Genomic DNA, 13,943 nt, shown 5'->3' with positions numbered 1-13,943 from the left:
GGACACCTGTCTACATGCCTGCGCACGAGTCCCCGAAGCAGTCCCCCGAGCCGTCCCTCACGACATCCCAGGATGTGCGGGCCTGGCTGGAGTCGGCGGTCGCCGAGGCGGCCGGGCTCGACCCGACGGCCGTCGACCCGGACCGGCCGATCGCAGAACTCGGACTGGGGTCACGGCAGTTGGTGACACTGGCCGCTGAGCTGTCCGCGCTCACCGGCCGATCCCTGGACCCGTCCCTGGTCTTCAACCACCCCACCATCGCGGCGCTCGCCGAGGCGGCCTTCGGCGACGCGCACGCTCGTACCCCGGTGGCGGATCCGGCCCCGGACGGCAGGCCCGCCCGAGTCGATGACGACATCGCGATCATCTCCATGGCCTGCCGCTTCCCGGGCGGTGCCGACGACCCCGAGGCGTTGTGGCGGCTGCTGGCGGCCGGCGAGGACGCCATCACCGAGGTGCCGGCGGGCCGTTGGGACACGCAGGGGCTGCACGACCCCGACCCGGAGGCCACCGGCAAGGCCTACTCCCTGCGCGGCGGCTACCTCTCGGGCATCGACCGCTTCGACGCGACCTTCTTCGGGATCTCGCCGCGCGAGGCGGCGGCCATGGACCCCCAGCAACGGCTGCTCCTGCAGACCAGCTGGGAGGCGATCGAACGCGCCGGGATCGTCCCGGACACGCTGAACGGCAGCTCCACGGGCGTCTACATCGGCCTGTACGACAGCGGGTACCTGGCCTCGGCCGCGCTGGACCAACTCGACGGGCACGTCGGCACCGGCTCGGCGTCCAGTGTGGCGTCCGGCCGTATCGCCTACACGCTCGGACTCCAGGGCCCGGCCGTCACCGTCGACACCGCGTGTTCGTCCTCCCTGGTCGCCCTGCACCTGGCGGCGCGGGCGCTGACGGGCGGCGAGTGCGACCTGGCCCTGGCGGGCGGCGTGACGCTGCTGGTGACCCCGCGCGGGCATGTCGAGTTCAGCAGGCTGCGCGGGCTGTCGCCGTCCGGGCGGTGCAGCCCGTTCTCGGCGGATGCCGACGGTGTGGTGTGGGCCGAGGGCTGCGGCGTGGTGCTGCTGAAGCGGCTGGCGGACGCACGCCGCGACGGTGACCGGATCCTCGCGGTCGTCAAGGGCTCGGCGATCAACCAGGACGGCCGCAGCCAGGGCCTGAGCGCCCCCAACGGGCCTGCCCAGGAACGGGTGTTGCGCGCCGCCCTCGACGCAGCCGGGCTCCGGCCGGACGACCTGGACCACATCGAGGCGCACGGCACCGGCACCCGGCTGGGCGACCCCATCGAGGGCCGTGCCCTCGCCGCCGTCTTCGGACCCGGCCGTCCCGCCGACCGGCCCCTCGGCGTGGGCTCACTGAAGTCGAATCTCGGTCACACCCAGGCCGCCGCGGGCATCGCCGGCGTCATCAAGACTGTACTGGCCCTCCGCCACGGACAGGTTCCGGCGTCCCTGCACGCCGAGACCCCGACCGAGCACATCGACTGGGCGCACAGCGGTCTGCGCGTACTCGCCGAGGCCCAGGCCTGGCCACGGGACCCCGAGCGGGTGCGGCGTGCGGGGGTGAGCGCGTTCGGGATCAGCGGCACGAACGCCCATGTGGTGCTGGAGGAAGCGCCCGAGGAGCAGACGCCGCCGCCCCGCGACCTCCCCGGCGCGACCCTCTTCCCGCTCTCCGCCCGCACCCCCACCGCACTTCGGGCGCAGGCCGGCCGCCTCCTCGAAACCCTCGACCGGCAGCCCGAGTTGCCGCTCGTCGCCGTGGCGGCGGCCCTGGCCCACCACCGCACCCACTTCGAGCACCGAGCCGTCGTCCGGGCGAGCGACCGCACCGAACTGCTCACCGCCCTGCGCGCACTCACCGAGCCCCAGCCCGCCGCCCACCCCGCCGCCGACCAGGACGCCGACGCCGACCTGATCACTGGCCCCCAACGGCCTGCCTCCACCGGCAAGTTGGCGTTCGTCTTCCCTGGGCAAGGAGCCCAGTGGCCCGGCATGGCACGCGATCTCCTCGACCGTGACCCGGTGTTCGCCGACGAACTCGACCGCTGCGACGCCGCCCTGCGCCCGTTCACCGACTGGTCCGTGACGTCCGTCCTGCGCGGCGACCCGGGTGCCCCGCCCCTGGACCGCGTCGACGTCGTCCAGCCGGCGCTCTTCGCCGTGATGGTGTCGCTCGCCGCCGTATGGCGTGCTCGTGGCATACGGCCGGACGCGGTTGTCGGACACAGTCAGGGCGAGGTCGCCGCGGCGTGCGTCGCCGGGGCGCTCAGCCTCAACGACGCGGCAGCGGTGGTCGCCCTGCGCAGCCAGGCCCTGACCGAACTGTCCGGAACCGGCACGATGGCCGTCGTCGCCCTGCCGCACACCGACGTCGAGTCCCAACTGGCCCGCCACGGCGGCCGGATCAGCGTCGCCGCCGTCAACAGCGGCCGCTCCACCGTGATCGCCGGTGCCGTGGACGCGGTGGAAGACCTGCTCGCCGTACTCGACCGGCAGCAGGTCTTCGCCCGTCGCCTCGACGTCGACTACGCCTCCCACAGCGCCCAGGTCGAGCCGGTCCGCACCACGATCCTCGACGAACTCGACGGAGTCACCTCCTACCCCACCCCCGTCGCCTGGTACTCCACGGTCACGGCGGAGCCGGTCACCGAGGAACTCGAAGCCGACTACTGGTACACCAACCTGCGCGAACCCGTCCGCTTCGCGCCCACCGTCGAGCGCATGGCCGCCGACGGCTACCGCTACTTCGTGGAACTCGGGCCGCATCCTTCCCTCCTCACCGCCCTGCACACCATCGACGAGGACCTGGTCGCGATCGGCTCCCTGCGCCGCGACGAGAACGGCCCCGCCTGCCTGGACCGCTCCACAGCCGAACTCCACGTCCACGGACGGAAGATCGACTGGCGCCGCCTGGTCCCGCACACCGCCCCCGCGGACCTGCCGACGTACCCGTGGGACGCACAGCGCCACTGGATCGAGCCCGCCGCCTCCGCCCACACCCCTGGCCTCTTCGACCGCGCCGCCCACCCGTTGCTCGGCATCCAGCTCCAGTCGGCGGACGAGACCCGCTGGACCTTCCGCAACGAGTGGTCCCCGGCCACCGCCGACTGGCTGCCCGACCACACTGTCTTCGGCCGAACCGTCGTCTCGGGCACCACCCTGATGGAACTCTGCCGCGCCGCGCTCGCCGTGGCCCGCCCGGACACCCCGGCCGACGTCACCGACCTGCTCCTCCTGACACCCCTCACCCTGCCCGGCGCCGGCGCCGGCACGGTCGAGGTGTCCGTGGAGGTGGTGACCGCCGGGACCGTCCCGGAGATCACGGTCCACAGCCGCCCGCGCGGCCAGGAGCCCACGCACTGGTCCCTGCACGCCACCGCGTCCGCCGCCGAGGCGCGTGCCCTGCCGACCGATGAGCCGCCGACGTGGCCCGAAACTGCCGAACCGGCCTGGGACGACGACACCTACGAGCGCCTGAACGGACTCGGCCTCGGCTACGGCCCGGCCTTCCGGGGCGTACGACAGGCCGCCGCGACCGGCGACGGAACTGTGCTGGCCCGCCTCTCCCTGCCGCCCGTGGCCCACGACGCGGCCGACCTCTACCCGCTGCATCCGGCGCTCCTGGACGCCGCCCTCCAGGTGGCCGCCGCCCTCGACACCAGCGACCGGCGGGTCCTGCTGCCGGTCGCGGTGGCCCGCTGCGTCCTGCCGCCCGGCGGCGCGACGGACCTGACCGCGTCCGTACGCCGGACGGGCGGCTCCGACACCGACCTCACCCTGGACGTCAGCCTGTGGGACGCCGACGGCTTCCCGGCGGGCCGCCTGGAGGGCGTACGCCTGCGGGCCGTGAACCCGGCCGACCTGAACAGCGGCTCGCCGCACGGCCGACACCTGTACGAGGTGGCGTGGACGGCCGTACCGGACAAGCCGGCCGGGACACCCGGCGCCGCCTGGGCCGTCCACGGCGAGCTGGCGGACCCGGCAGTCGCGACAGCCCTGTGCGAACTGCGCGCGGCGGGCGTCCAGGTCACCGATGCGGGAGCCGACACCGTCGTACGATTCTGGCCCCGGGCTGCGGCTCACGACGAACCGGCCGCCACGGCACATGAGTTGGCGACGACGGCCCTCGCCGAACTGCAGGCGCTGATCACCCTCCCGCCGGACGAGGCGCCCACGCGCACGATCTGGGTGACGCGCGGCGCGATCGCAGCCGCGGAGGGGGACGCCGTCCCGGGTCTCGCCCAGTCGGTGCTGTGGGGTCTGGCGCGCAGTGCCCGCACCGAACACCCGGACCTCGGGCTCACCCTGCTCGACCTCGACCTCCACGTCGACCTCGACGGCGACGACGAGGGGGACGAACCACCCCTTCTCTCCGCCCTCGTACACGCCGATGAGCCGGAACTCGCCCAGCGGGGAGGCGAGTTGCTCGCCCCCCGCCTGATACGGGCCCGTCCCGGGCCGTCCGAGCGCCCCGCTCCGATCCCCACCGACGGCACCGTCCTGATCACCGGGGGCCTCGGCGCGGTGGGCCGCCACATCGCCCGCATGCTCGCCGAGAACGGTGTCCCGCGCCTGCTGCTGACGTCCCGCCAGGGCGCCGACGACCCCCGCGCGGCCGAAGTCACCGCCGAACTGGCCGCACTGGGTGCCGAGGTCGAGATCGTCGCATGCGATGTCGCGGACGCTGCCGCCGTGTCGGCCGTACTGGCCCGAATCGGCGACGCCTCGCCCCTGCGCGGCATCGTCCACTGCGCCGGAGTCCTCGCCGACGGCGTGGTCGCCGAGCTCACCCCCGAACGCCTCGCACAGGTGCTGCGCCCCAAGGTCGACGGCGCCGCCCACCTGCATCGACTCACCGCCGACCACCCGCTCGACCTCTTCCTCCTGGTCTCCTCGGCCGCGGGAGTCGTCGGCAACGCGGGCCAGGCCAACTACGCGGCCGCCAACGTCTTCCTCGACCAACTCGCCCACCACCAACGCGCCTTGGGGCTGCCCGGCGTGTCCATCTCCTTCGGTGCCTGGGCGGGGGAGGGGCTCGCCGCCGAGCACGCCGACCTGGAGCGGATGGCACGCCTCGGCCACCGCGCCCTCACCCCCGACCAGGGCCGCGAGCTGACCGAGCTGTCCCTGCGACGCGACGCCGCGCACCTGGTCGCCTGGGCGCTGGACCTGCCCCGACTGCGAGCCGCCGCACCGACGGGCGCACTGTGGCGCTCCCTGCTGCCCGCACCCCGCCCCGAGCGGCCCGGCGACCACACCCTGGCGGACCGCCTGGCCCGGCTGCCGGAGCCCGAACGCGCCGCACGCGTCCTCGCCCTCGTCCGCGAGGAGGCCGCCCACGCGCTCGGCCTGCGCTCGGCGGAGTCCGTCCGCCCCGACCAGCCACTGCGCGACCTCGGCATGGACTCGGTGACCGCGGTCGACCTGCGCAACCGCATCAGCACCCGCATCGGCACCAAACTCCCCGCCACCCTCCTCTTCGACCACCCCACGCCCACCCGCCTCGCCGACTACCTGCTGGCCGGCGCCCTGGCGACAACAGGCCGGGCGAGTCACAGAGCCGCGCCCGCGCCCACACCCGCGTCCACATCTCCTTCGGACGAGCCGGTGGCCCTCGTCGCCATGGCCTGCCGGCTGCCGGGCGGAGTGCGCGACCCCGACGGGCTGTGGCGGCTGGTCGAGGAGGGCCGGGACGCGGTCGGACCGTTCCCGGCGGGGCGGTGGGACGTGGAGTCGCTGTACGACCCCGACCCGGACGCCCTCGGCAAGTCCTACGCCCGTGAGGGCGGCTTCCTCGACGACATCGAGTCCTTCGACGCGGGGTTCTTCGGCATCACCCCGAAGGAGGCGGCGGCCATGGACCCGCAGCAGCGACTGCTGCTGGAGACGGCCTGGGAGTCGTTGGAGCGCGCCGGAATCGTGCCCGCCGACCTGGCCGGCAGCACCACCGGCGTGTACGTGGGGATGTTCGGCAGCGACTACCTGTCCGGCACCCGACTCGACCAACTGGACGGCTACGTAGGTACCGGCTCCGCCCTGAGCGTCGCCTCGGGCCGACTCGCGTACACGCTGGGGCTGAACGGCCCCGCGCTGACGGTGGACACCGCGTGCTCGTCGTCGCTGGTGGCCGTGCATCTGGCGGCGCAGGCACTGCGCGCGGGCGAGTGCGATCTGGCGCTCGCCGGCGGTGTCACCTTGATGGTCACGCCGCAGACGTTCGTCGAGTTCAGCCGGCTGCGCGGCCTGTCGCCGACGGGCCGCTGCCGGTCCTTCTCGGACACCGCCGACGGCGCCATCTGGGCCGAGGGCGCCGGCATGGTCGTACTGAAACGACTGAGCGACGCCCGGCGCGACGGCGACCGGGTCCTGGCCGTCCTGCGCGGCACCGCCGTCAACCAGGACGGCCGCAGCCAGGGCCTGTCCGCACCGAACGGCCCCGCGCAGGAGCAGGTGATCCGGCGGGCTCTGGAGCAGTCCGGGCTGCGGCCCGCCGACATCGACCACGTCGAGGCACACGGCACGGGCACGACCCTGGGCGATCCGATCGAGGCGAACGCCCTCGCTGAGGTCTTCGGCGCCTCACGCCCCGAAGGCCGCCCGCTGTACCTGGGCTCGTTGAAGTCCAACATCGGGCACGCGCAGGCGGCTTCGGGCGTGGTCGGCCTGATCAAGGTCGTGCAGTCACTGCACAACGAAGCCCTGCCGCGCACCCTGCACGCCGACACGCCCAGCCGTCACGTCGACTGGGCGGACAGCGGGCTGCACGTGCTGCGGGAGCCGGTGCCCTGGCCCGCGGAGGCTCAGCGGGTACGGCGTGCGGGCGTGAGCGCGTTCGGGATCAGCGGCACGAACGCGCACGTGATCGTCGAGGAAGCCCCGCAGGCGGAGTCCGAGCCGGAAGCGACAGCTGAACTCCCGCCGGGCAAGCGCCTGTTCGTGCTGTCCGGCCGCAGCGAGGCGGGCCTGCGCGGACAGGCCGCGGCGCTGGCCCGCCACCTTGCCGAGGACGTCGAGGATGTCGCGGACGCCGAGGCCGAGTACGTCGATACCGCGCTGCCGGACATCGCCCACACCCTGGCCCACCACCGCAGCCACTTCGAGCGGCGCGCGGCGGTCCTGGCCGAGGGCCGGGAGGAACTGCGTTCCGCGCTCGGTGAGTTGGCCGCCGGACGGGTGCCGCTGCCCCCGCTCCGGGAGGAGCAGACGGGAAAGGTCGCCTTCGTCTACGCCGGACACGGTGGTCAATGGCCCGGCATGGGCCTGGACCTGATGACCGAGTCGCAGGCGTTCCGCGAGGAGCTGACCCGGATCGACGAAGCGGTGGAGCGGCACGTCGGCTGGTCGGTGCTCAACGCGCTGCGGGCACCGGAGGAGTTCTCCCCACTGGAACGGACCGAGTATCTGCAGCCGGCGCTGTTCGCGGTGAACGCGGCCCTGACCGCCGCCTGGCGCGCGATCGGCATCACCCCGGACGCCGTGACCGGCCACAGCCTGGGCGAGATCGCCGCCGCGTACAGCACTGGCGCCCTCACCCTGGACGACGCCGTGACCGTGGTGACCGGGCGCGCCCAGGCGGTAGCACCGGTCGCGGGCAAGGGCGGCATGCTGTCCTTGGACCTGCCGCGCCCGCGAGCCGAGGAACTGCTCGCGCCGTACGCGGGCCGACTGTTCGTCGCCGCCGTCAACAGCCCGCACTCCACGGCCGTCTCCGGCGACAGCGACGCACTGGCCGAACTGCGCCGGAGCCTCGACGACCAGGGAATCAAGGCCCGGCCGCTGTCGACGCCGTTCGCCTCGCACACGCCGCTGATGGCGCCGCTGCGCGGGCCACTGCTGGACCGAATCTCCGGCATCCGCCCCACACCTGCCGCGACTCCCCTGTACTCGACGGTGCTTGCGGAATCCGCGCCCGGCGACCGCCTGGACCCCGCCTACTGGTACGCCAACCTCAGCGAGCCAGTCCGCTTCGCGGACACGATCCGCCGCATGCTGGACGACGGCTACCGCTATTTCGTCGAGCTGAGCCCGCACCCCTCGCTCGGCTCGTCCATCGAGGCGGTGGCGGCGGAGGCCGGGATCGACGCGGTGAGCGTCGGCTCGCTGCGTCGGCAGCAGGGCGGGCGCGACGTACTGCTGCGCGGGCTGGGGGAGTTGTACTCGGCCGGACACACGCCCCACTGGCCGACGCTGTTCCCGGCGGGACGCCGTGTCGACCTGCCGACCTACGCCTTCGCCCGCGAACGCCACTGGCTCGCACCCGCTGCGGCCACCGCAACCGGCGCCTCACCCCTCCTCGGCACACACGTGGAGGCCAGCGACGAGGCCGACCGGCACATCTTCCAGAGCGAGGTGGACCTGCGCGACAGCCGCTTCGCCTATCTGGCCGACCACAAGGTCACCGGAGAGGTGTGGCTGCCCGGCGCCGCCTTCCTCGACATGGCCCTGGAGGCCGCGTCGGCTGTGCAGAACGGCGGCGAAGTACGGCTCGCCGAGGTCAGGTTCGTCCAGCCGCTCCGCCTCGACGAGTCCCGGCCGACCCGGCTGCAACTGGTCCTGCGCCCCACCGCCGACGGCTTCCGGGACTTCACCATCGCCTCGGCGCCCAGCGGCCACGGCGGACAGCACGCACGCTGGGAACGCCACGTCGGCGGACGCATCGCCGTCACCCCCGCCGAACCCACCGCCGCCCCGAGCGAGCCACTCGCCACGCTGCGCGCGCGGTGCACCGAGCAGGTCGACCTCCCGTCCGTCTACGGCGCCCTCGCCGCCCTCGGTATCGACTACGGCCCCGCCTTCCGAGGCCTGGAGTCGGGCCACCGTACCCGCTCCACCGCCCTCGCCCGACTGGCCGACAGGCCCGCCGCAGGACATCTGCTCCACCCGGCCGTCCTCGACGCCGCCTTCCACACGGCCGCACTACCCGGCAACGCTCCCCAGGGACGGGCGTTCGTCCCCGCCGGGGTCGGACGGCTCCGCCACACCGGCCGGCGCACCACCCCCGCCTGGGTCACGTGCGAGCTGCGCTCCGTGTCCGGCGACACCGCGACACTGGACCTTCGGCTGTACGACGACAAGGACCAACTGCTCCTGGAAGCCGAGGAGTTCGAGCTCGCCGCGCTCTCGCCCCTGGACGGAGCGCTGTTCGAGACCCGCTGGCGACCCCGCCCGATCGCCAACGAGCCGTCCACGAAGGGCAGTTGGCTGATCCTGGCCGACGATTCGGGCATGGCCGCCGAACTCGTCGAGCGGCTGGGCACCTCGGTGCCGTATGTGATCGCCCGCAGGGGCGAGGAGTTCGCCACCGAAGGCCCCGGCCGCTACGTCCTCGACCCGGCCGACCCGCAGCACCTGGCCCGCCTCCTCGACGAGGCCTTCGCGAGCGAGCCACCCGAGCGAGTAGTCCAGTTGTCGGCACTCGACGCGCCGGCGATCGAGGACGCGCGGACGGCCGAGGAGGCGGCGCGGCTGTGCTGCCTGAGCACCCTCCACCTGGTGCGCACGCTCGCCGAACGGACAGCGGGCCGGGCGCCCCGCCTCTTCGTCGTCGCACGGGGCAGCCAGGCAGCGGGTGACAGCACGTTGGTGACGAACCCTCAGCAAGCGCTCGCCTGGGGCTTCGGCCTCGCAGTGGCACAGGAGTACCCGGAACTGAGGACCACCCTCGTCGACCTCCCGCCCACGGACGGCGCCGACGCTCTGTGGACCCAGCTGCGGCACGCCGACGATGAACGGCTCGTCGCACTGCGCGGGGCCGGACGACTCGTACCCCGCCTGACCCGCACCCGCCCGGACGACGGCGGCCACGGCGCCATCACCCCGGACGGCGTGTACCTGATCACCGGTGGCCTGGGCGGCCTCGGACGCGTCGTCGCCGAGCGGCTGATCCGCCGCGGCGCCCGTCGACTTGCCCTGCTGAGCCGGAGCAAGCCCTCCGCGGATTCGGAGTCGGCGGGCTGGATCAGGGGTCTCGAGGAGCGCGGCGTGACCGTGCGAGTGGCGCGCGCCGACGTCGCCGACCGCGCCGGTCTGACCGCCGCCCTGGACGCCGTACGGCACGAACTCGGCCCGATCGCCGGCGTCGTCCACGCGGCCGGCGTCCTCGACGACGCCACGATCGCCAACCTGACCGACGAACGTGTCCTGCGCGTCCTCGCCCCCAAGGTCCTCGGCACCACCCTCCTCACCGAACTGACCCCGGACGCCCAGGACTTCGTTCTGTTCGCCTCGGCGGCCGGCCTGCTCGGCTCGGCCGGGCAGAGCCCCTACTCGGCGGCGAACGCCTTCCTCGACGCCTGGGCCCACCACCTTTCCCGCACGGACCGCCGGGCGCTGAGCCTGGACTGGGGCGCCTGGTCGGGCGTGGGCATGGTGTCCGCGTCCGGCGCCCGCGAGGCCGCGACGGCCCGCTCGGGCCTGGTCGCCTTCTCCGCACAGGACGGCGGCGAACTCTTCGACCGCGTCCTGACCACGGCCCGCCGCCAGCTCGCCCCCCTGGCCCTGGACCGGGAGATGCTGGCCCTCGACCCCGACGCGGCCCGCATCCGCCCGATCCTGGCCGACCTCATCGCCGCACCCACGGGCACACCCGGCACGGACGACCTCGTCAAGAAGGTGTTCGCGGCGACGACCGACACCGAGCGGGCCGTACGACTGGAGGCATACGTACGCGCCCGGGTCGGCGAGGTCTCCGGCGGCCCGGTGCAGGTCTCCGCGACCACGGCACTGAAGGAACTCGGCCTCGACTCCCTCATGCTCGTGCGGCTGCGCAACGCCTTCGCCCGCGAACTCGGCGTCGAACTCCCCGCCGCCACCGTCTTCTCGGCCTCCGACATCCGAGGCCTCGCCCAGGCCCTGTCAACGGCGCTTCCTGATCGGGAGACAACGACAGAGCGGGAGCAGGAGCAGGAGCAGGAGCAGGGGCAGGAGCGAGAGCGGGAGCGCACGACCGAGGTACCGCAGACCGCACTGCATCCCGCGACCCGCGACGTCGTACGGCTCCTCCGCAGCGCCCAGCCCGGCATGCCGGACGCCGCCCACGCCGTCGGGCTGGCGGTACGGCTCACCACCCCGACCACCCGCGAAACCCTCACCGGCATCGTCACCCGCCTCACCGCACGGCACGCGGCCCTGCGCACCGCCATCGTCACCGCCACGGAGGGTGGACGGCAGCTGAGGGTGGACCGCGAACTGCCGGAACCGCTCTTGCGGTGGACGGTCGTACCGCAGGACATCGCCCTCGATGCCGCCGACCGGCTGCGCGAGCTCCTGGAGCCACCGTTCGACCTGGCGGTCGCGCCCCTGTGGCGATTCGAGCTGCTGGACGGCGGCGCGCGCGGCCAGATCCTGGTGTACGGCGCCCACCACGCCGTCAGCGATCTGCAGTCGCTGCTGCTGGTGGCGGGCGAGATCGACGCCGAGCTGTCCGGGGGCATGCTCGGCGACACCGTCACCAACCGGGACATCGGCCTGCTGATCGAGGCGCAACAGACCAACGAGCAGGTCACCGAGCAAGCCGCTGACACAGTGGACGCGAACGCAGGCGACTGGCGCGAGGCGTTCCAGGGCAGCGCACGCCTCGACCTGACCCTGAGCCGACCGCGTCCCCAGACCCGCTCGTACCGCGCCGGCAGCGTCACCGTGCCGATCCCGGACGGGCTCATGGACCGCATCTCGGCCGCCGCGAGCCGCCTGGCCGTGACCCCTGCCGCCTTCTGCCTCGGCACCCTGACCGTCCTGCTGGCCAGGAAGCGCGAGCGCGAACGCTTCGTCCTCGCCGTGCCCGTGGACACCCGCATGCACGCCGACGCCTACGACTCGGTGGGTTTCTTCGGTGTGCCGGTGCCGTTCCCCGCCGAGGCGAACGCGGGGGAGCGGATCGAGGAGGTGCTGCGCCGCACCGACGGGCGACTGGAGAAGGTGCTGGCCAAGGGCGCCATGTTCTCCGACGTGCTGCCGGTGCTGGCCCGACAAGGCCTGTACCGGGCCAACGCGCCGCTGGTGGAGGTGTACTTCAACTACGTACGCGCCGCACGCGGGCTGACCGGCCTGGAGGTGCTGCCGGCCGGAACGGGCTACTCCGACCTCGACCTGATGATCACCATGACCCCGGACGCCGGCCGGATCCGCCTCGACCACAACCTCGACATCCTGGACGCGGCGACGGCCACCGAACTGGGCGAGGAACTGCTGGGCCTGCTTGCGGAGTCGGTCGAGGACCCGATGGGGTCGGTCCGTACGACGCGGACGGCCACCGAGGCCCCGGTAGCGGGGCTCTCCACCACGCCACGACCCGACACGCTCGCGTTCGCCGCCACTTTCGCCCTCGGCAAGCTGCCTCTGATGTGCGAGACGGCGATCAATGAGTCCGTCAACGAGTCCGTCAACGAGTCCGTCAACGAGTCCGTCGACAAGTTCGTACGGGACGCCGGCGTGACGACCATCGCGGAGGCCCCGTACCACCACGTACTGGCGAGCCTGCGTGACCCGTCCGGCGTGTTCGCCGACCCGGCCACGACGACGGGCGTCGTCCTGCTGAGGGCAACGGACCTGCAACGCTTCGGTCCCGTCGACGACGCGCTGCTCGCCGAACTGCGCACCGCCTACCCGGCCGCACTGCGTGCGCTCGCCGAGCGCACCCGCAGGCCACTGATCGTCGGCTTCCTGCCCGCCGTACAGGGCGGCGAGGACCGTTTCACCCGGTGGGAACGGGAGATCGCCGCCGAACTGGCCGACGTACCCGGCATCGCCGTACTCGGCCCCGGCGACTGGACCCGCCACCACCCCGTCGAGGAACGCTTCGACGAGCGGACCGAACGCCTGGCCCACCTCCCGTTCACCCCGCACTTCCAGGCGGCCGTGGCCCTTCGCCTCGCCGAGGTCGTCCAAGCGGTACGGCGCCCGGAACCGAAGGTGATCGCGGTCGACGGCGACGAGACCCTGTGGGGCGGCGTGGCCGGGGAGATCGGCCCCGAGGCCGTGGACCTGACCGGCCCGCGAGCCCTGCTGGCCCGCAGACTCTTGCAGTGGCGGGCAGCGGGCGCGCTGCTCGTGCTGGTCAGCAACAACGACGAGGACACCGTCCGCGCCGTACTGGACCGCCCGGACAGTCTCCTGAAGGCCGAGCACTTCAGCCTGCTCTCCGCAGCCTGGGACCCGAAAGCGGGCCGCCTCGCCGAGGCGGCACGTACGCTCAACCTCGGCCTGGACAGCTTCCTGTTCCTCGACGACAACCCGGCCGAGATCGCCAAGATGCGGGCCGTGCGGCCGCAGGTGCTGTCGCTGACCTGTCCGTCGGCGGCCGAACTGCCTGAGTTCCTGGGCCGGTTGTGGCCGCTGGTCCCAGCCGCGGCGACGGCCGAGGACGCGCTGCGAGCGCGGTTCTACGAGCAAGAGCGGGAGCGGGACGCCGTACGCGAACAGGCCGGCTTCGAGGAGTTCCTGGACGGGCTGGAACTCCAGGTCGACATCCGGGCCCTGTCCGACGCCGATGTGCAGCGGGCCGAGCAACTCGTCCGCCGCACCAACCAGTTCACCCTCCGCGCCCGCTCCGCCGACGGCGGCGACGTCGCCCGGTGGCGGGAACACGGCGAGGTATGGACGGCTGCGGCCCGCGACCGCTTCGGCGACTACGGCCAGATCGGCCTCCTCGCCCTGCGCCCCGAGGGCGACCAACTCGACGTCCTGGCCTGGCTGATGAGCTGCCGTGCACTCGGCCGAGGCGTCGAGGAACGCCTCCTGCAGTGGCTGGCCGACCGCGCCGAGGAACTGGACTGCGCCAAGGTCCGCCTGACCGCGCAACGCACGCCGCGCAACGCCCCCGCCCGCCGCCTGCTGTCGGCACTGGGAGGCGGCGATCAGGACGACGAACGGCTCGAGGCCGTGGTCACACCGGAGCAGCTGCGGACGTTCCGCTCCTGGCGGCAGCAATGACCA

At 73.4% G+C, this 13,943-nt stretch carries 1 protein-coding gene; it reads left to right on the top strand.

The annotated features are described in order from the left end of the window. Positions 1–14: 14 nt before the first annotated feature. Entirely contained in the window at positions 15–13,940 is a 13,926-nt protein-coding gene (locus EHO50_RS09980; protein WP_128429527.1) for a type I polyketide synthase, read from the top strand. Positions 13,941–13,943: the final 3 nt, after the last annotated feature.

The sequence above is a fragment of the Streptomyces cyaneus genome (assembly GCF_004028635.1).
Classification (GTDB): Bacteria; Actinomycetota; Actinomycetes; order Streptomycetales; family Streptomycetaceae; genus Streptomyces; species Streptomyces cyaneus.
This window is presented reverse-complemented; position numbering and strand designations above follow the sequence as displayed.

Coding starts and splice junctions, on each gene's coding strand:
- EHO50_RS09980 (WP_128429527.1), top strand. CDS start 15: ATGCCTGCGCACGAGTCCCCGAAGCAGTCCCCCGAGCCGTCCCTCACG.